Below are 20,214 nucleotides of genomic sequence, written 5' to 3' on the forward strand. Positions count from 1 at the left end.
CGGGGCTTCATTGGACTTGCGCCAGCGCTTCAATGGGCCTCCAGTTCATCGACCACGTTACTGATTGCTTGCACGGCTGCGTGCATCGTGTTCGCAAAGCTAAGGGTTTCCTTGTTCCACTGGTCCATTCGCTCATGCACCTGCTGGCGTACCTCACCAGCGTAGGCACGCAGCCACTGCTCTGCCTGTTGCTCGACGCCTTCCACCTGTTTGCGTAAAGCCTCGCCCAATGCGGTGAATTCGCCACGAACACCGATAAGAAACTCTTGCTGATGGCTCCTCATCTCGCCAAAGCCATTGCGTGCCTCGCCCGCTGCCTGTTCGAAACGCTGCGCACTGTCGAGCAATGCCTGCTGCAGCTTTGCGAGAACCTCTGCCTGGCTGTTCAGCTGGGTGGCCAGTTGGGCATTTTGGGTGCCCGCGGATTCGATTCGTTGTGTCACGCTTTCTAAGCGCTGACCAAGCAACTCGGCAGCTTGGCGAACATTGGTGGAAAGCAGACCAAGTTGATTGGCACTGTTGTCCATGTGCCGACTACTGGCGAAAGCGGCGTCGCTCGCTTGTTGTAGCCCACCCATGAGTTGCTGGTGTTGTTCGGCCATCTGCCGGCTCTGCTGCTGGGTAACCTGCACTGCGCTGGCGATACCTTTAAGCAGCTCCTGCTGCTGCATCGTCATGCTTTCCAACTGCTCGTTGAAGCGTTGCTGACGCGACTGTTCACGCTGTTCGGACTGCTGACCCTGGCCGGCCATTTGTTCACCAAAATTGTTCAGCAACTTACCCACCGTCTCTTCCAGTGCATGTTGCTGCGCGGCTGAGGCTTCGGCGAGAGCACTCACTTGCTGTTGGTGCTGAGCAAAGCTAGAAGCCTGCTGATGCTCGTGGCGCAAGGAGCGCTCCTGTTCCCGCTGCTCCGCTGCGCCCATTTGCGAATCTAGTTGAGCATTGAGGTTTGTCATCAAGCGAGAGAACATTTTCTCCAGGTTGTCATGCCGCTGGTTACCGGCCTCGGACAGCGCCTGCAGTTGTTCACGGCTGGAATTGGTGACTCTGTCCAGCAACGCTGATTGACTGGCGCTCGCCTCGGCCAGCAGACGCTCAACCATCGTCTGGCGCTCTTCATCGCGGCGTTGCGCTGAACCGAGCTGGCTATTCAGCTGACTGGTCAGGTCGGTCATCAGCTCGTTAAAGCGACTTTCCGTTTGTTGCTGACTTTGCTCCGCGGCGGAGGCAATGCGCCCCAGTTGCTCTTCGAACTGCCGGTTTTGCTGCTGGCTGCCCTCCAATTGCCGAGTTTGTTGGTCGCTCAGTGTATGGGACAACTGATTGAGCCGCGCGGTCATGCCCCCCACCGCTGCGTTCACATCGGCAGCAGCCTGCTGCATCAAATTACCTTGCTCGCGGCCGGCCGAAGTGATGCCAGACATGAAGTTGCCGACCAGCTTCTCCAGCATTTGTGTGGACTGCTGGCTGCTGGTACTGATCAGGGTTTGGATGGCTGGCGCCATGATGTTGTTCAACGCATCCGTCATCGCTTGTTGCATCGCATCGCCCATGCCTGCAAGGTTTTCCTGCAAGCGGTCGCCGATGCGTTCGTGCAGTTCTTGGAGGGCTTCCTTGCTCTCACGGCTGTAGTCGGCAATATGCACCAGCGATTGTTCGGCGGGGATAAGCTGGTAGAGAGAGTCAATCCGATGCTGCAAAGCATGAATTTGGCTCAATGCGAAGCGCTCGACCAACTTTTCGATAAAGTTGAGCAGCAGGCTGAAGAATACGCCCCACACAGAGGTCATAAAGGCGACTGCCGCGCCTTGGATCATGACGTCAATGCCAGAACGCAGTTGTTCCACTCCGGCATGACTGTCGAGTTTCAGTTTCGAGAGACCAATTGTCAGCCCTACGAAGGTGGCCAAAACACCCAGTCCTACCAGGAAACCAGGTAGGGAGGCCAGCAAACGGCTGGAGGTTAGCCCTGAAGCGAGTGTGCGGGGGTTAAAAAACTGTTCGGCGTCCAGCGTGTTAAACAACTGTTTGTGATCGCTGGAACTGACCAGGCTGTCATCGAATTCGCGCCAGAGCGCCCCAATGCCCGTTGACTTTAATGTCAGGGCTTTTTGCAGTGTTTCCCTACGGTTGAGCGCCAGATTTTCGCGGTTTTGCCCTTCCAGCAGGCTACCCAAAGCACGCATACGCACCTTGAATCTAAACCAGTCAAGCAGCAGGAAGACAATACAACCCGCAGCGATGGTGGCCATAACAATCCAAAACCAGGCGCTCAAGGCTTCGGTAGTACCGAGCGTGAGTGATGTGAAGTTGGGCCAAAGGTGTTTAAGCAGTTCCATCATGGCAGTGCGTCCGTGAGGTCCAGCATAAAGGGAAAGAAATCAGGGGAATCGCTTGCTCGCTTATGGACTTCACCCATTGCCCATTGAGTCCCTTAGCGCCGACTTGCTCGGGGGAGGGAGGAGGTCTTTGTATACGGAGTTTCAGCCTTCAAAAAAGGTTTAGCACGGTTTCTTCATTCGATCGCTGCATTCCGTGGAGTGAAGGTGAATTCCCTATACCGATCATCCGAGAGAATCAGTGGGCTTGATTTAGAAATAACTAATTTTTTAGTGCCCGCCCTGAGCATTTCTTGGATGCATGTCTTTTCGCAATCACATTAGCCTTCTGATTTCTCGATAAAGGATTAAGTGGTCGAAGGTGCGCCCTCTGAAAAACGCGGCGTCCAAAAAACGCTCTCTAACCAGCAAATGGGTGCTACTGGACTGCACCGTCCGACGATATGTTGCTTATCGACACGTGCGAATGCTGGTTACTTGCACAGTGAAAGCATGTACGCGCCTCCCAAGCTTTCCTAGCCGTCTAACGCTTCGAGCTGGCTAAAACAGGTAAAGACAGGTGCTTTTTATTGACAGTTCATAGCTAGACATTGCGGTGCCATCATCTAGCCTTCAATGAGTTGTCCCTCCTCCGAAAGGATTTCGCAATGCCCCAGGACACCATTAAGCTTGCATGTATCGTCGCTGCCAGCCTTGCTTTCCTGCTGATAGGGTATTGGATCGGCAGTCGACTGTCGGCCGCCAAGGCCGCTCAGCACAACGCCGAACTGCAAGCGAAGGCCTTGGCTGATCATCAACAGCTTCAAGGTGATCTTGCACTCGCCCAGCAGCGCGAACAGCAACTGAACCAAGATATCAACACGCATCAGCTCAAAAGCCAGCAACTGGAAAGCGGAATTGCTGCGTTAACTGACTTAGAGAAGGCCTTGACTGCGCAGGTGAGTGGCCTACAAGAAAAATTGCTGGCTGAACAAACTCGAACCGTAGAAAAGGCAACAGAGCTGTCCGTCCAGACTCAGAAAATAGAGCAGGGGACGGCTCAGCTTGGCGATCAGCAGAATCAAAATGCGACCTTGCGTGAACAGCTGAGTCAGGCCTTGGAGCAGGTTAAGCATTTGACAGAACTCAAAGTCGCCTACGACGCGCTGGACAATCGGTTCGTCAAAGCCCAAGAAGTACTGACCACTCAGAGCGAACTGCTTGGCCAAGCCGCCGAGCAGAAACAGAACCTCGAGGATGCCAGAACCAAGATCGAAAAACAGGATAGCGAACTGCGGAGTCTGCAGGCCCAACTCAACGACTTGCAAACGACACTGGCTCATCTCGATACAGGTAGAGCCAAGGACCAGGAGGCCGCAGAAGCCAAGCTACGGCTGCTCCAGGAGAACAAAGAGCAGCTCAAGCAAGAGTTTCAGAACCTGGCGACACAGATTTTCGACACTAAACAGCAAACCTTCTCCGAACAGAGCCGACAGGGGCTGGACGCACTTCTCAAACCTTTCAAAGATCAGCTTGAGTCATTCCGTCAGCGCGTCGATCAGGTACACACTGATACCGTCCAAGGGCAAAGTTCAATGAAGACTGAGCTAGGAAAATTGATGGAGCTCAACGCACAAATCACCACCGAAGCTTCAAATTTGACCAAAGCATTGAAGGGAGACAAGAAACTGCAGGGTACGTGGGGTGAACAAAAGGTTGAACTGCTGCTGGAACAGGCCGGGTTGCGCAAGGGCATTGAATACCAGCGTGAGGCTAATTTTAAAAACGACGATGCTGAAAATAATCGTCCGGATTTTGTGATTCAGCTCCCGGAAGGTAAGCACATCATCATTGACAGTAAGATGTCGTTGGTTGCCTACACCGAATACGTTTCATCAGAAACGGATGAGGCTTGTGCGAAGGCGCTTGCGGCGCATGTGCAGGCATTGAAAGTACACATCACCAGCCTCTCCGGCAAAAAGTACCCGGAGTTGAAGGACATGGACTCTCCCGACTTTGTGTTCCTGTTCATACCCGTTGAACCCGCGTACTTAGTCGCGGCGGAACATAGCCCAGGTGTATTTCAGGACGCCTATGAAAAGCGGATCGCGATCGTGACAGCTACGACTCTGTTGCCTGTTCTGCGCGTGATCTCAAACCTGTGGACCATCCAGCGCCAAAACCGAAGCACACTTCTGCTGGCACAGCAGGCGACCCGTGTTTACGACAAGTTACGGGTGTTCGTAGAGAAGATGGACAAGCTGGGAAATCAACTCTCTACGGTTCAAAAAACCTTTGCCGATGGGATGAATACCTTGAGTGGCTCGCATGGCAGCCTGACCAAAACCGTCGACAAGTTTGTGGACTTGGGTGTGAAGGTGGTTAAGCGTCTACCTGCGTCAGCGACCGTGGCTGATGATGACCTCGACGCTGATATTGAGATGGTTACTTTCGAAGAAGCGGTGAACGAATGAACAGTCAGCCACCAAGGTGACATCGTCACTCGCTCCTCTGATATCCCTTTATATCCCTTCCACCTCAATCCCATGCTCCGCCAGCCATTCCTTGCGTTGTGCATAATCAGGCATCGCCCGATCAAGCCTCAGCCAAAAGTCTGGGGTGTGGTGCGGTTCGTGTAGATGGACCATTTCATGGAGCACAACATATTCAGCGATGCACTTGGGCAGAAGAATGCTATTCCAGTGGAAGTACAGAACTTCACCTTTGCCGCTTGAGCCCCAGCGATAGCCAAGATCCTGCACTCGCACCCCTCCGAGGGAAACGTCCATACGTCCTTGGTACTCCTTTGCCCGCAAGACGAGCCAGTTACGGGCATGCAGGCTGTACCAGCGAATAAAGTGCTCCCTTGCCTGTGACGGCTGGCTACGTAGCAGCAAAAAGCGCCCGCCGGTAAGCTTCAGTGGCACGTTCTAATCGTCTACCAACTTGAGCCTATAACTGCGACCGAGGTACAGGAAGCCTTCACCGTCCACATATTCCTTGGTAGGCACCGCATGCAGGAGGCGTTCATTTTCGGCCAGGCGAGAGTAAATCCAGAAGCTTTTTTCCTGCACGAATTGGCCCAGCGATTTTTCGTCTGCCTCAAGCGGTGCCAAGAGCACTAACGTAGTCTTCGTAGGTGCCTGGCTCGGTCACATTTTCGACATGCTTTGCGGTCAGCTTGCCCATCTTTTCGGCCCTCTGGTCCCCCACTTGATCCCCCACTTGACTGTGGAAGACGATGGATGAAAACGGAAGTCACAGGAACAAAAATAGGCTGAAACCCTTGATCTAGCAAGGCTCTCTCGATTTTCAGTAGATGAGGGTAGCCTTCAAAAAAGGCATTAAAAAGCCGGCTTGTGGCCGGCTTCTCGGGGACTGGCTTGGATCATTTTTGGTAAACCGCGCCAGCCTTCAAAACGTACACCCGGATCTTGCGTCCGGCTGTGGGACTTGGCGAGAAAGTCATCTGCCTTGTCGGTGCGATTCTCCGCCGCGAGGCGGGTCGATGCGCAAATGTGGGGCGCAGCATACTGATTTTTTTGCAGAATTCCCAGCATGGCGTGCGACCTAGAGCGATTGCGGTTACGTGTAGCAGCTTCGCCAGCTGCTACACAGTGATGTGTTTACAGAAAAGGTACGGGTGGCCTGCGTTTGTTCAGGGTCGACCACCAGAACACCCATCCCAGCACCCTTATGTTTTGTTCTTCGATTTGCGGAGGTCTGAAGACTTCATCCGGGTAATCGGAGCTGTTGTGGCTGCGCATGCGTATCGCGTTGCCTGGTACCCGGCTCAGGTATTTGATGCGCAACATGCCGTCGTGCTCGATTGCGTAAATCTCTCCGTCGACAATTTGCGTGAGCCCGCGGTCGATGGCGACGATGGAGCCATCTTCAATTCGTTCGGCCATGCTGTTGCCAACCATGCGGGCGCAGATGGCATCGGCGTGGTTGATTTCCAGGGAGTCAAGATCGCTGCGTGGCAGGCGGATCGATTCGCTGGGGTCTTTGATGACATGGGTTTTGTCGGAGCCGGGGGCGGTGGCCGCTTCTTTGTAAAAGGGGAGTTCGATATCGACTGGGTCGATGACCCGATAGGTGCCCCGGATTGACTGGGCGTCGAAGGTGTTGCCGTTTGCATCGATCAGATGCAATTCCCTGGCGTCTTGCGGTCCTTCGCCGGTTTTCAGCCATTCAGTGTTCACGGACAGTCTTCTGGCGACATCTTCCATGCGGTAGTCAGGAACGCCGCGGGTATACCAGTTATGGACAGTTTGAGGGTCGGAAATTCCCAGGAATTCGGCAAATCTCGTTGTCGTGATTTGTAGCTCTCTCAGGAGCATTCTGAATCGTGGGCCGCAGGTTTTGTTCTTTTTCATAAACACGAGTCTAGCCGTGCTGCATAAGGCTTTGATTCAACAAAACGTTCAAATCTGGCGTGAAATTTAAGTCCTGATGTAAGACGTCTTTTGTAAAAATTAAACAAGAAAAAACCGGTTTGCCCGGCCGTTAAATGTGCTGTTGAACATGATTTTCAGACGCCCACAAAAAACCCCGGATCAACCGGGGTTCTTCGTTATAACCGTTCGTGAGAGACGGCTATCAGCCTTTATAGGCAGCAACCGACTTCATGATCTCGGTGCGAGCGGCTTCTGAGTCGCCCCAACCTTCGATCTTCACCCATTTGCCTTTTTCGAGGTCTTTGTAGTTCGCGAAGAAGTGCTCGATCTGCTGAATCAGCAGCGGTGGCAGGTCGCTGCATTCCTTCACGTCGACGTACAGCTGGGACAGCTTGTCGTGTGGGACTGCGATGACTTTGGCATCGCCGCCGCCGTCGTCGGTCATGTGCAGGATGCCGATTGGGCGAGCGCGGATAACCGAACCTGGAGCAACCGGGTAAGGGGTCACGACCAGCACGTCGAGGGGGTCACCGTCGTCAGCCAGGGTGTTCGGGATGAAACCGTAGTTGGCCGGGTAGAACATCGGGGTGGCCATGAAACGGTCAACGAACAGGCAATCGCTGTCTTTGTCGATTTCGTATTTGATCGGCGCGTGGTTGGCCGGAATCTCGATCGCGACGTAGATGTCGTTCGGCAGGTCTTTGCCAGCCGGAATCTTGCTGTAGCTCATTGGGCGGTGCCCCCGTTAGTTGACCAAAAACACTTGGCCGGATTGACCAAAAAGTGGCGGCGATTATAGGCATATTCCGCCGCCGATGCTATGTACCAGAGGTCGTAGAGACCTTAGTCGCGTGCCTGATAGACCGGGTTCTCGGCCAGAAGTTGCCGCAGCCGGGCCAGAGGGTCCTGACGATAAAACAGCTTCAGCTGTTCATAGACCTGAGGATACGCCTCGTGCAGCAAATCCGGGGCGCTGAAGAAATATTCGCTGGTGACCGCGAAGAACTCGGCCGGGTTTTCCGCAGCGTACGGGTCGATGGCGGTGTCAGCGTCGGGATTGCGGTCCAGTTGCCGATCAAGGTCGTCGTAGGCCTCTTGCATGACTTTGGCCCAATCGCTCACCCGCATGTCGGCGTGCAGCGGCGGCAGGCCGTTGGCGTTGCCGTTGAGCATGTCGAGTTTATGCGCGAGTTCGTGGATCACCAGGTTGTAGCCTTCCCAGCCACCGCTGGCCATCACGCCGGGCCACGCGAGGATGATCGGGCCCTGCTGCCAGGCTTCGCCGCTGTGTTCGCCGTTCCATTCGTGCTCGACACCACTGGCATCTCGATGGCGCTGGGGGCTGAGGAAGTCGTCGGGATAGAGGACGATTTCGTGGAAGCCCTGATACCAGTTCAGATCGCCCAGGTGCAGCAGCGGCAGTTGCGCCTGAGCGGCGAGCAGCAGGCGTTGCTCCTGGTGGAGCTCGACGCCGGGCAGGGTGGTCAGGTGTTTGTCCTGGAGGAACAGCACACTGGCTTGGCGCAGCCACTGGTCTTCGGCGGCGCTGATGCCATCGAGAAAACTCAGGTGATGGCGCACCCGCTGCCACATGTCGTCGGCAATCGGATGCTTGGCCAGGATGCGCCGGCGACGCCAAGCGCTAAGGGACCACATGGTGAATCAGCGTGATTGAGCTTTGGACGCGGCGTTAGCAAGGCGACTGCGGATCATGCCGATGATCATCGGTAGCAGCGACAGCAGGATGATGCCCACGACCAGCAGCGACAGGTTCTTTTTGATGAACGGTACGTTGCCGAAGAAGTAACCGAGGGTCACCAGACCGCCCACCCAGAGGATCGTGCCAAAAACACTGAAGGCGAAGAAACGCGGGTACGGCATTTTGCCCACGCCGGCGACAAACGGTGCAAAGGTGCGAATGATCGGCATGAAACGCGCCAACGTCACCGTTTTGCCGCCGTGCTTGTCGTAGAAGTCGTGGGTTTGTTTCAGGTAGTCGCGACGGAAGATTTTCGAGTTCGGGTTCCTGAACAAACGCTCGCCGGCCGTTCGTCCGATCAGGTAGTTGGTGCTGTCGCCAAGGATTGCCGCCAGCATCAGCAGGCCCCCCAGCAGCACTGGGTCCATGCCGCCGCCGGCGGCTACTGCGCCAGCGATGAATAGCAGGGAATCGCCCGGCAGGAACGGCATCACCACCAGGCCGGTTTCGCAGAAGATCACCAGGAACAAAATGGCGTAAATCCATGCCCCGTAGTTGTTTACCAGCAAATCGAGGTACACATCGAGATGCAGGATAATGTCGAGCGGGTTGAAATCCATGGAGAGCACCTGTGGTGACGGCCCGACTCTGCAGGCCTGTGCGGATGACTTCGCGAAAGCCTACATACGGGTGTAGTTTTTCTTACAAGCCGGAAAGGTCGGCATTATACGATCGGAGAAGTGAAAAGAGCGTTGAGTTTGTAGCGGGGAGTTTCGGAGCGCAGTGAGAGGACGATCGCAGCCACAGGGCCTTACCCATAAGGGCTGCGATCTTTTCGGCTTACAGCTCGTCGCTGATCGGCAACACGTAGTTCTTGAACTCGGTGTCTTCCTTGAACCCGATGGATTCGTAGGTTTTGCGCGCGACTTCGTTATTGCTGCTGGTGGAAACGCGCATGCGTACAGCGTTGGTTTCCTTGGCCATTTTTTTCGCGGTGCGGATGAGGTTGTCGGCCACCAACTGGCGGCGAGCCTCTTCGGCGACGTAGATGTCGTTGAGGATCCACACGCGCTTCAGCGAAAGGGACGAAAAGCTCGGATACAACTGACAGAAACCCATCAGTTTGTTGCTGTCGTCATCGGCCAGGGCCAGGTAGATCACCGACTCCTTGCGACGCAGGCGCTTTTCAAGGAACGCCCGGGACGAGTCCGGATAAGCCAGGGAGCCATAAAACTCGCGATATTTGACGAACAACGGGGTCAACAGGTCCAGGTGTTCGAGGGTCGCTTGAATAATCCGCATGGTAGGTCTCGTCTTCAAGTGGCTGTCTTACGTGGTGACGGCGACGGGAAACACTGGCGGCCGTGCATCGATCCTGCCTGAAACTGAATCAGAAACGCAATGCGGAAACGGTTCAGGCATCCGACGGGCTCAGTAGGAAATTACCTTTCTTGTCCGCTCCTGCGTCCGACTCCAGTGTCAGAACCTGGGCTTCGTCCTTCAGATTGACCCCTGACAACTGCCGCCGACAGGCCTCGCGCATCAAATACAGCAAACGGTGTGCCGCCATGCCGTAACTCAGGCCTTCGAGTCGGACATTGGAGATGCAGTTGCGATAGGCATCCGTCAGCCCGACCTTTGGATTGTAGGTGAAATACAGCCCCAGGCTGTCCGGGGAACTGAGGCCAGGGCGTTCGCCGATCAGAATCACCACCATTTTCGCACCCAGCAGTTCGCCGATCTCGTCGGCTACGGCGACTCGGCCCTGTTCCACCAGAATGACCGGTGAGACGGACCAGCCGTCATTCACAATCTGATCTTCCATCCGCGCCAGAAACGGCAGGGTATGGCGATGAACGGCCAGCGCCGACAACCCATCGGCAACGACAATGGCCAGATCGACACCGCCGGGATTGGCCAATGCGTAATCGCGCAGTGTCTGAGCCGACTCATCACTGAGCTTTCGCCCCAAATCGGGGCGTTGCAAATAACTGTTCCGGTCCGTAGCGGCGCTGTGTAGCAGCAAACTGGCACGCCCGCGTTCAGCTAGTTGTGCGCTGAGCCCCGCAGAGTCGAACGGCAAGTGCACCGCATCCCGTGCGTGAGCGTGGGCGTACTGGAAATCCAGCTGCGCGCTGGTCGGCATGCTGGTGCCCGTACGACCAAGGGCAATCCGTGCCGGTGTCAGGCGGCGCAGTTCCAGTAACGGGTTTTCTGGATCAGCAGGTGGTTTGTCCATTTCAACACTCATCCCAGTTGCCCCATCGCTTGGCGGAAGGCCGGCGGCAGGCTGTCGCCGAAGTGAATCTTGCCGTCTGCCTGGGTGAAAATGCCCATTCTCGCCAGCCATTGTTCGAATTCCGGCGCAGGCTTCAGGCCCAGTGTCTGGCGGGCGTAAAGCGCGTCGTGGAACGACGTGGTCTGGTAGTTGAGCATGATGTCGTCGGAGCCGGGAATGCCCATGATGAAGTTGATCCCGGCCACGCCCAACAGGGTCAGCAGGGTGTCCATGTCGTCCTGGTCGGCTTCGGCGTGGTTGGTGTAACAGATGTCGCAGCCCATCGGCACGCCCAGGAGCTTGCCGCAGAAGTGGTCTTCGAGGCCGGCGCGGATGATCTGTTTACCGTTGTAGAGGTATTCCGGGCCGATGAATCCTACGACGGTGTTCACCAGGAACGGTTTGAAATGTCGCGCCACAGCGTAGGCGCGGGTTTCGCAGGTCTGTTGATCGATGCCGTGGTGGGCGTTGGCTGACAAGGCGCTGCCCTGACCGGTCTCGAAATACATCAGGTTCTGCCCCAGCGTGCCGCGATTCAGGCTCAAACCGGCGTCGTAGCCTTCCTGCAACACGTTCAGGTTGATACCAAAACTGGCGTTCGCCGCCTCGGTGCCGGCGATCGACTGGAACACCAGGTCCAGCGGAACACCGCGATTTATGGCCTCAATGGACGTGGTGACGTGGGTCAGCACGCACGCTTGTGTAGGAATTTCGTAGCGCTGGATGATCGCGTCGAGCATTTCCAGCATGGCGCAGATGGAGGCGATGCTATCGGTGGCCGGGTTGATGCCGATCATCGCGTCACCGTTACCGTACAGCAGGCCGTCGAGAATGCTCGCGGCGATACCGGCGGGTTCGTCGGTGGGGTGGTTGGGTTGCAGACGGGTGGATAGCCGACCGCGCAGGCCCATCGTGCTGCGGAACCGGGTGACCACGCGGATTTTCTGCGCGACCAGCACCAGATCCTGCACGCGCATGATCTTCGACACGGCGGCGGCCATTTCCGGGGTCAGGCCTGGCGCGAGGGTGCGCAGGCTCTGTTCGTCGGCGGCATCGCTGAGCAACCAGTCGCGAAAGCCGCCGACGGTGAGGTGGCTGACGGCGGCGAAGGCTTGTTTGTCGTGAGTGTCGATGATCAGTCGGGTGACTTCATCGACCTCGTACGGAATGAGTACTTCTTGCAGGAAGTGGCTGAGCGGGATGTTGGCGAGGGCCATCTGCGCGGCCACACGCTCGCCGTCATTGAGGGCGGCGACGCCGGCCAGAAAGTCCCCGGAACGCGCCGGACTGGCCTTGGCCATGACGTCCTTGAGGCTGTCGAAACGGTAGGTCTGGGCGCCGACGGAATGGGCAAATGCGGCCATGGGACGGAGTCCTCCTGATTCTGAAGTGATGACCTGTAGGAGCAAGGCTTGCCCGCGATGGCTTCACCGCGGTGTAGCTGTCCGACCGCAGTGAGGCCATCGCGGGCAAGCCTTGCTCCTACAGGGTAGGGTTGTCGACCCAAAATAGGACAGGCGCCGGGAATCAGCCCGGCGCCGGTGCAACTCAGACGCCTTCGAGCATCGCGTCCGCCGGCGCATCGAAGCGCTGCTTGGCGGTCAATTGGAAATACAAGTAACCGGCAGCCATAAACCCGAGGAACACACACCCGATCAGTGTGTTGAACCAGGCCATCGCCACCAGGCACACCACCGCCAGGAACAGCGCAATCCCCGGCACGATCGGATAACCCGGTGCGCGGAAGGTGCGTTCAAGGTTCGGCTCGGTTTTACGCAGTTTGAACAGGCTCAGCATACTGATGATGTACATCACGATGGCACCGAATACCGACATGGTGATCATTGCTGCCGTCAGGGTCATGCCTTGCAGGTTGACCAGGCCGTCGCTGTAGATCGCCGCGATGCCGATCACGCCGCCGGCCAGGATCGCCCGGTGCGGGGTCTGGAAGCGCGAGAGCTTGGCCAGGCTGCGAGGCAGGTAACCGGCCCGGGCCAGCGCAAAGAACTGCCGCGAGTAGCCAAGAATGATCCCGTGGAAACTCGCCACCAGACCGAACAGGCCGATCCACACCAGCATGTGCATCCAGGTCGAATTGTTGCCGACCACGGCTTTCATTGCCTGAGGCAACGGATCGTTGATGTTCGCCAGTTGACGCCAGTCGCCAACGCCGCCCGCCATCACCATCACGCCGATGGCCAGGAACACCAGGGTCAGAATGCCACTGACATAAGCCCTGGGAATCGTACGTTTCGGGTCCTTGGCCTCTTCGGCCGCCATCGCCGCGCCTTCAATCGCAAGGAAAAACCAGATCGCAAAGGGGATCGCCGCAAAGATGCCGGGAATCGAGCCCATGGTGAACTCGTTGGCGCCCGACCAGCCGTTAAGCGCGAAATTACTGAAGCTGAAGCCCGGCGCAACGACGCCCATGAACACCAACAATTCGGCGACCGCCAGCACGGTGACGACCAGTTCAAACGTCGCGGCGATGCTGACGCCGAGGATATTCAAGCCCATGAACACGAAATAGGCGCCAACGGCGGCGATCTTGGGGTCAAGTTCCGGGTATTGCACGTTGAGGTAGGCGCCGATGGCCATGGCAATCGCCGGGGGTGCAAAGACGAACTCAATCAGGGTAGCGATGCCGGCGATCAGTCCGCCTTTCTCACCGAAGGCCCGCCGGCTGTAGGCAAATGGCCCGCCTGCGTGGGGAATCGCGGTAGTCAATTCGGTGAAGCTGAAGATGAAACAGGTGTACATCGTCGCCACCATCAGTGCGGTGACGAGGAAACCCAGGGTCCCTGCGGTGCCCCAGCCGTAACTCCAGCCGAAGTACTCGCCGGAAATCACCAGGCCGACGGCAATGCCCCATAAATGCAGGGTGCCGAGTGTGGGTTTGAGCTGTGTAGTAGAAGTCATAAGTCCTCGCTGTCTTTTTTATTTTTTGATTTGTTGGACTTTCGGGTATGAAGTTTTCGTGTAGAGCGGGCACGCAAAGCCCGTGCCAGAGCGGCAGGGCGATGTTTTGCGGTGTCATTGAGGACGCCATCGCGAGCAGGCTCGCTCCCACATTGGTTTTGTGAACGCCACAGATCAAATGTGGGAGTGAGCCTGCTCGCGATGGCCATCTGAAGGGCGACGCAGAAACCTCTGCATCGCCCACGCTTTTTAGAAGAAGCCCAACGGATTAATGTCGTAGCTCACCAGCAGGTTTTTGGTCTGCTGATAATGGTCGAGCATCATCTTGTGGGTTTCACGCCCCACGCCGGACTTCTTGTAACCGCCGAACGCGGCATGCGCCGGGTACAGGTGGTAGCAGTTGGTCCACACACGACCGGCCTTGATCGCGCGGCCCATGCGGTAGGCGCGGTTGATGTCGCGGGTCCACAGGCCGGCACCCAGGCCGAACTCGGTGTCGTTGGCGATGGCCAGGGCTTCGGCTTCGTCCTTGAAGGTGGTGATGCTCACCACCGGGCCAAAGATTTCTTCCTGGAACACGCGCATTTTGTTGGTGCCCTTGAGCAGGGTCGGCTGGATGTAATACCCGGTCGCCAGGTTGCCCTCGAGTTTTTCCACCTTGCCGCCGGTCAACAGCTCGGCGCCTTCGCCCTTGGCGATTTCCAGGTACGAAAGGATTTTGTCGAATTGCTGCTCGGACGCCTGGGCGCCGACCATGGTGTCGGTGTCCAGCGGGTCGCCACGTTTGATCGACAGCACTTTCTTCATCACGACTTTCATGAAGTCGTCGTAGATCGATTCCTGCACCAAGGCGCGGGATGGGCAGGTGCAGACTTCGCCCTGGTTGAAGAACGCCAGCACCAGGCCTTCGGCGGCTTTTTCAATGAAGCTTGGCTCGGCCTTCATGATGTCTTCGAAGAAGATGTTCGGCGACTTGCCACCCAGCTCCACGGTGGACGGAATGATGTTTTCGGCGGCGCATTTCATGATGTGCGAGCCGACCGGGGTCGAGCCGGTGAAGGCGATCTTGGCGATGCGTTTGCTGGTGGCCAGCGCTTCGCCGGCTTCTTTGCCGAAGCCTTGCACCACGTTCAGCACGCCCGGCGGCAGCAGGTCGCCGATCAGCTCCATCAGCACGGTAATGCCCAGTGGCGTTTGTTCGGCCGGCTTGAGCACCACGCAGTTGCCGGCGGCCAGGGCCGGGGCGAGTTTCCAGGCGGCCATCAGGATCGGGAAGTTCCACGGGATGATCTGCCCGACCACCCCCAGTGGTTCATGGATGTGATAGGCCACGGTGTTGCCGTCGATTTCGGCAGCGCTGCCTTCCTGGGCGCGGATGCACCCGGCGAAGTAGCGGAAATGGTCCGCCGCCAGCGGGATATCGGCGTTGAGGGTTTCACGCACGGCTTTGCCGTTGTCCCAGGATTCGGTGATTGCCAGGACTTCGAGGTTCTGTTCGATGCGGTCGGCGATTTTCAGCAGCACCAGCGAGCGAGCCTGGGCGGACGTGGCGCCCCAGGCATCAGCGGCCGCATGGGCGGCGTCCAGGGCCTTTTCGATGTCTTCGGCCGTGGAGCGCGGGAATTCGGCAATCGGTTGGCCATTCACTGGCGAGGTATTGGTGAAGTACTGACCTTTAACAGGCGCGACGAACTCGCCGCCGATGTAGTTACCGTATTTGCTCTTGAACGAAACGATAGCGCCTTCAGTACCGGGGTGAGCGTAACGCATGGTGATTTCTCCTTGGCTTTTGTGCTTATAAGGGAGAGCGCATGTGCGCCTGCTATAAGCGTAGAGCAAAGGTCGGGCCACCGCCTTGCAGGTCAGGTAAATCAAGGCCTTACGCGATTTTTGTCGGACCGGCGGACTCTGTCTGTGACGGTTTCGGTACGGTCCCAGTGACACTTTGTACCGCTTCTGGCGCAACGTGTGACGGGACGGTCTCGCCAGCATTGCAATGCGCGTCGCGCTGGAGGATGCTCGGCACAACCCCTGTAGGAGCTGTCGAGTGAAACGAGGCTGCGATCTTTTGATTTTGCTTTTCAGGAACAAGATCAAAAGATCGCAGCCTCGTTTCACTCGACAGCTCCTACAGGGGCGGTTGTAAACCGCTCGGGGAGAACAATAAGAAATGCACGACAACCATTTGAGTCGCCATGCCCAGCAGGTCCTGACTGTCACTCAGGGCAAATCCCACCTGCACGGCCCCGGCAGCGACCCGTCGATTGCCCGTTCCTGGCTGCGCTGTCTTGAGGATTATCACCTCGACCCGGCCCTGACCATGGCGCCGACAGTGCTCGAACATGGCCGCGTACTCGAAAGCCGCGAGCGTTTGCAGCAAGTGCTGCACATCGCCGGCAGCGAAATGACCAGCCTTCATCAGCAGCTCTCCGGCGCTGGCCACGCGGTTCTGCTGACCGACGCCCGTGGGGTGATCCTCAATTGCGTCACCGCGCCTGCCGAGCGGAAGATTTTCGAGCGCGCCGGCCTCTGGCTCGGTGCTGACTGGAGCGAAGCGTGCGAAGGCACCAACGGCATTGGCACCTGTCTGGTGGAGCGTCAGTCCCTGACCATCCATCAGGACGAGCACTTCCGCGGCCGTCACACCGGCCTGACCTGCTCGGCGAGCCCGGTGTTCGACCCTCACGGCGAACTGCTGGCGGTGCTCGACGTGTCCTCTGCGCGCCATGAGGTCTCTCGTCAAAGTCAGTTCCACACCATGGCCCTGGTCAATCTGTCGGCGAAGATGATCGAGAGCTGCTATTTCCTGCGCTACTTCGACAATCAATGGCTGCTGCGTTTTCACCTTCAGGCCGAATCCGTCGGGCTGTTTAGCGAAGGCTTGCTGGCGTTCGACGGGGAAGGGCGGATCAGTGCGGTCAACCAGAGTGCGCTGAACCTGCTGGGACATATTCGCGGCGGATTGTTGGGTAAGCCGGTCGAGGCATTTTTCGATTGTTCGCTGGATGACTTGCTCGGCCGCGCCAGCGTCAATGCCAGCGCCAGTTGGCCATTGCGTACCCGAGACGGGCGGAGTCTGTTTGCAGTGTTGCGCGGGCAGCCACGCAGCATTCCGGTGCCGGTGGTGCAAAGTGCGGTGATCGCCGAACCTTCGCGCTTGTCGGGCATTTGTCTGGGCGACACGGGGTTGCAGGAAGATTTCCGCAAATCCTTGCGCGTGTTCGAGCGGGACGTTCCGCTACTGATCAACGGCGAAACCGGTTCCGGCAAAGAAGCGTTTGCCAAAGCCGTCCATCAGGCCAGCCAGCGAGCAGAAAAAGCCTTCGTCGCCCTCAACTGCGCCGCCATCCCCGAAAGCCTGATCGAGAGCGAACTGTTTGGCTATCGCGGCGGCAGCTTTACCGGTGCGCGCAAGGAAGGCATGCGCGGCAAGTTGCAACAGGCCGATGGCGGGACTCTGTTCCTCGATGAAATCGGCGACATGCCCCTGGCGTTGCAGACCCGGCTATTAAGGGTGCTGGAAGATCGTCAGGTGGTGCCGATCGGCGGCGAGCCGGAGTCGGTCAACGTACGGATCATCAGCGCCACTCACCGTAATTTGCTGGAGCGGGTGCAGGACGGTAGCTTCCGCGAGGATTTGTATTACCGGCTCAACGGGCTGGAAGTTGCACTGCCGGCGCTGCGTGATCGCAGTGACAAGTCTCAGTTGCTCGACTTTTTGCTGGCCGAAGAGGCCGGTGGGGAAACCGTATTGATCGACGGCCCGGCCCGCCAGGCGTTGCTGGCCTTCGCCTGGCCGGGGAACGTGCGGCAGTTGCGCAATGTGCTGCGCACGTTAGCGGCGTTGTGCGATGGCGGGCGGATCGGGCTGGAGGATTTGCCGGTGATGATTCGTCAGGCTCGGCCGGTGCCGGTTGTTGCGGTTGAAGCGTCGTCGGAGCATCCGCTGGATGATGCTGAGCGGTTCGCGTTGCTGAATGTGCTGGAACAGACGCGTTGGCATATGACTAATACAGCGGAACAGTTGGGTGTCAGTCGTAACACCCTTTATAGAAAGCTGCGTAAACATGGGATTGCCCGTTAAATCACTTCTGTGGCGAGAGGGCTTGTCGGACCGCGGCACCGCCCCGTTGGGCCGCGAAGCGGCCCCAAAACCTGAGTACTCGATTTCCAGGCACACCGAGTTGCCGGGTTTACGACTGCTGCGCAGCCGAACGGGGGCAAGCCCCCTCACCACAGTTGTCCGCGCAGCTCTCAGCTAAAGAGTGCGAATTTTCCCACCCTACGCTAACCTGCGGCCATGTTTTACGAGGTCGACTAATGCATATTCATATTCTTGGTATCTGCGGCACTTTCATGGGTTCGATGGCGGTTCTGGCCAAAGAGCTGGGCCATCACGTGACGGGCTCCGATGCCAACGTCTATCCGCCGATGAGCACTCAACTTGAGGCTCAGGGCATTGAGTTGACCCAAGGCTATGACCCGGCGCAGCTCGATCCGGCACCGGATCTGGTGGTGATCGGCAATGCCATGTCCCGCGGCAACCCGGCTGTCGAATACGTGCTGAACAAAGGCCTGCCGTACGTCTCCGGCCCGCAATGGCTGTCAGATCACGTGCTGCAAGGTCGCTGGGTGCTGGCCGTCGCCGGTACCCACGGCAAAACCACCACCAGCAGCATGCTCGCCTGGGTGCTGGAGCACGCGGGCATGAGCCCGGGTTTCCTGATCGGCGGCGTGCCGCAAAACTTCTCGGTGTCCGCCCGCTTGGGTGACACACCGTTCTTCGTGATCGAAGCCGACGAGTACGACAGCGCGTTCTTCGACAAGCGCTCCAAGTTCGTTCACTACCGTCCGCGCACGGCGATCCTGAACAACCTGGAATACGATCACGCCGACATCTTCCCCGATCTGCCAGCCATCGAGCGGCAATTCCACCATTTGGTACGGACCATCCCGAGCGAAGGCCTGGTGATCCACCCGACCACCGAGCCAGCTTTGCAGCGGGTGATCGAGATGGGCTGCTGGACCCCGGTGCAAACCACCGGTGCTGGCGGTCAGTGGCAGGTAAAACTGCTGAGCGAAGACGGTTCGAAGTTTGAAGTGATGTTCGAAGGTGTCGCTCAAGGTGTGGTCGAGTGGGACATGACCGGCCAACACAACGTCGCCAACGCCCTGGCCACATTGGCTGCGGCCCGTCACGTCGGTGTTGTGCCGTCCATGGGCATTGCTGCTCTTAGCGCCTTCAAAAGCGTCAAGCGTCGGATGGAGAAAGTCGCGGAAGTCCGTGGCATTACCATCTATGACGACTTCGCTCACCATCCGACGGCGATTGCGACGACCCTCGACGGTCTGCGTAAGCGCATCGGCGATGCACCGCTGATTGCGATCATCGAGCCGCGCTCCAACTCCATGAAGCTCGGCGCTCACCGCGACGGCTTGCCGGAAAGCGTGGTCGATGCCGATCAGGTGATCTGGTATGCGCCGGCCAACCTCGGTTGGGATCTGGGGGCTACTGCTGCGTTGTGCACGGTCCCGTCGATCGTCAGCGATTCGCTGGAAGGCATCATCGAGCGCGTGAAGAGCCAGGCCCAGCCCGGCACTCACGTGGTGATCATGAGCAACGGCGGCTTCGGTGGCCTGCACGGCAAACTCGCCGAGGCGCTGCAATGAACAACGGCCCGGAACGCATCACGCTGGCGATGACCGGTGCTTCCGGCGCCCAATATGGTTTGCGCCTGCTGGACTGCCTGATTCGTGAAGACCGCGAGGTGCACTTCCTGATTTCCAAGGCAGCGCAGCTGGTGATGGCCACCGAGACTGACGTTACGTTGCCGCCGAAAACCCAGATGATGCAGGCCTTCCTCACTGAATACACCGGTGCTGCCGCCGGGCAGATTCGGGTGTATGGCAAGGAAGACTGGATGTCACCAGTGGCCTCCGGCTCCGGTGCTCCGGCAGCGATGGTGGTGGTGCCGTGTTCCACCGGGACCTTGTCGGCTATTGCGACGGGGGCCTGCAACAACCTGATCGAGCGTGCTGCCGACGTCACTTTGAAGGAACGTCGTCAGCTGATTCTGGTGCCGCGTGAGGCGCCGTATTCAAGCATCCATCTGGAGAACATGCTCAAGTTGTCGAACATGGGCGTGACGATTTTGCCGGCGTCGCCAGGCTTTTATCATCAGCCGCAAACCATCGACGACTTGATCGATTTTGTCGTGGCGCGAATTCTCAATCTGCTGAACATTCCCCAGGACATGCTGCCGCGTTGGGGCGAACACCATCTGACCAGCGATGAATAAGCTGTTGGCGATTGTGCTGGCGCTGCAATTGGTTGGCTGCGCCACGGCGCGAACGCTCGATGCCGCCAAGCCAGGGGCGCCGGTGGTGTATTCGGGGGCGCGTCTGGATTTGTATGCGATGAACGGCGGTTGCTGCGCCATGGACCGCTTCGGCGCAGAAGCCCCGAGCTACCCCGGCGTCGACCTGCCGGCCAGTGCGTTGCTCGACACGCTGCTGTTGCCGCTGTCGGTGCTCACGGTGATCGGGGTAAGTTTTCAGGCAACGGGTGGATTGTAGGAGAGCCATGTGGCGAGGGGG

16 protein-coding genes and 1 pseudogene are annotated in these 20,214 nt (G+C 57.9%); 5 read left to right on the plus strand and 12 right to left on the minus strand.

Annotated features, from left to right (window positions below):
• Window positions 1-29 precede the first annotated feature (29 nt).
• A complete protein-coding gene (gene zorA, locus PMI27_RS10460) occupies window positions 30-2,345 on the minus strand; it encodes an anti-phage ZorAB system protein ZorA (protein WP_008153557.1) in 2,316 nt (771 codons plus the stop codon).
• A gap of 644 nt (window positions 2,346-2,989) precedes the next feature.
• Between zorA and rmuC the strand changes: the two genes are divergently transcribed.
• Complete coding sequence (gene rmuC, locus PMI27_RS10455; RefSeq protein ID WP_008153560.1) at window positions 2,990-4,795, plus strand: DNA recombination protein RmuC; 1,806 nt, start codon at window positions 2,990-2,992, stop codon at window positions 4,793-4,795.
• A gap of 48 nt (window positions 4,796-4,843) precedes the next feature.
• Here rmuC and PMI27_RS0229595 read toward each other — a convergent pair.
• The 11 genes and pseudogenes from PMI27_RS0229595 to exaC all read right to left on the minus strand — a co-directional run bounded on the left by PMI27_RS0229595 (window position 4,844) and on the right by exaC (window position 15,387).
• Window positions 4,844-5,443, minus strand: a pseudogene (locus PMI27_RS0229595) (M48 family metallopeptidase).
• A 222-nt stretch (window positions 5,444-5,665) separates the two neighbouring features.
• Window positions 5,666-5,881 carry a hypothetical protein gene (locus tag PMI27_RS10450; protein WP_008153562.1) on the minus strand — a complete coding sequence of 72 codons (216 nt, stop codon included), beginning with the start codon at window positions 5,879-5,881 and terminating at the stop codon, window positions 5,666-5,668.
• 66 nt (window positions 5,882-5,947) lie between these two features.
• Window positions 5,948-6,700 carry a S24 family peptidase gene (locus tag PMI27_RS10445; protein WP_033053406.1) on the minus strand — a complete coding sequence of 251 codons (753 nt, stop codon included), beginning with the start codon at window positions 6,698-6,700 and terminating at the stop codon, window positions 5,948-5,950.
• Between the two features lie 223 nt (window positions 6,701-6,923).
• The gene (gene ppa / locus PMI27_RS10440; protein WP_008153565.1) at window positions 6,924-7,451 is read right to left on the minus strand and encodes an inorganic diphosphatase; all 528 of its coding nucleotides are present in this window, start codon (window positions 7,449-7,451) and stop codon (window positions 6,924-6,926) included.
• 113 nt (window positions 7,452-7,564) lie between these two features.
• Entirely contained in the window at window positions 7,565-8,377 is an 813-nt protein-coding gene (locus PMI27_RS10435) for a zinc-dependent peptidase (RefSeq protein ID WP_008153567.1), read from the minus strand.
• Between the two features lie 6 nt (window positions 8,378-8,383).
• Entirely contained in the window at window positions 8,384-9,040 is a 657-nt protein-coding gene (locus PMI27_RS10430) for a DedA family protein (protein WP_008153568.1), read from the minus strand.
• A 220-nt stretch (window positions 9,041-9,260) separates the two neighbouring features.
• Entirely contained in the window at window positions 9,261-9,722 is a 462-nt protein-coding gene (locus tag PMI27_RS10425) for a GNAT family N-acetyltransferase (protein WP_008153569.1), read from the minus strand.
• Between the two features lie 112 nt (window positions 9,723-9,834).
• Window positions 9,835-10,659 (minus strand): ethanolamine ammonia-lyase subunit EutC, encoded by an 825-nt coding sequence (gene eutC, locus PMI27_RS10420; protein ID WP_177327865.1) that lies wholly within the window; start codon window positions 10,657-10,659, stop codon window positions 9,835-9,837.
• Window positions 10,660-10,667: 8 nt separating this feature from the next.
• Window positions 10,668-12,062, minus strand: coding sequence for an ethanolamine ammonia-lyase subunit EutB (locus PMI27_RS10415; RefSeq protein WP_008153571.1), 1,395 nt, complete (start codon window positions 12,060-12,062; stop codon window positions 10,668-10,670).
• A gap of 184 nt (window positions 12,063-12,246) precedes the next feature.
• A complete protein-coding gene (gene eat / locus PMI27_RS10410) occupies window positions 12,247-13,617 on the minus strand; it encodes an ethanolamine permease (protein WP_008153572.1) in 1,371 nt (456 codons plus the stop codon).
• Window positions 13,618-13,866: 249 nt separating this feature from the next.
• Window positions 13,867-15,387 carry an acetaldehyde dehydrogenase ExaC gene (gene exaC, locus PMI27_RS10405; RefSeq protein ID WP_024164580.1) on the minus strand — a complete coding sequence of 507 codons (1,521 nt, stop codon included), beginning with the start codon at window positions 15,385-15,387 and terminating at the stop codon, window positions 13,867-13,869.
• Between the two features lie 400 nt (window positions 15,388-15,787).
• On the opposite strand from exaC, the gene PMI27_RS10400 reads away from it, so the two are divergent.
• The 4 genes from PMI27_RS10400 to PMI27_RS10385 all read left to right on the plus strand — a co-directional run bounded on the left by PMI27_RS10400 (window position 15,788) and on the right by PMI27_RS10385 (window position 20,193).
• On the plus strand, window positions 15,788-17,701 hold the full coding sequence (locus tag PMI27_RS10400; protein WP_008152783.1) for a sigma-54-dependent Fis family transcriptional regulator: 1,914 nt from the start codon (window positions 15,788-15,790) through the stop codon (window positions 17,699-17,701).
• Between the two features lie 236 nt (window positions 17,702-17,937).
• Window positions 17,938-19,287: a UDP-N-acetylmuramate:L-alanyl-gamma-D-glutamyl-meso-diaminopimelate ligase gene (gene mpl, locus PMI27_RS10395; RefSeq protein ID WP_008152785.1), complete on the plus strand. Its 1,350-nt coding sequence runs from the start codon at window positions 17,938-17,940 to the stop codon at window positions 19,285-19,287.
• Window positions 19,284-19,916 (plus strand): flavin prenyltransferase UbiX, encoded by a 633-nt coding sequence (gene ubiX / locus PMI27_RS10390; protein WP_008152788.1) that lies wholly within the window; start codon window positions 19,284-19,286, stop codon window positions 19,914-19,916. The genes mpl and ubiX overlap by 4 nt, the downstream gene beginning before the upstream one ends.
• Entirely contained in the window at window positions 19,909-20,193 is a 285-nt protein-coding gene (locus PMI27_RS10385; RefSeq protein ID WP_008152790.1) for a YceK/YidQ family lipoprotein, read from the plus strand. The genes ubiX and PMI27_RS10385 overlap by 8 nt, the downstream gene beginning before the upstream one ends.
• The last annotated feature ends 21 nt before the right edge of the window (window positions 20,194-20,214 follow it).

It is taken from the genome of Pseudomonas sp. GM41(2012) (assembly GCF_000282315.2).
Lineage (GTDB): Bacteria > Pseudomonadota > Gammaproteobacteria > Pseudomonadales > Pseudomonadaceae > Aquipseudomonas.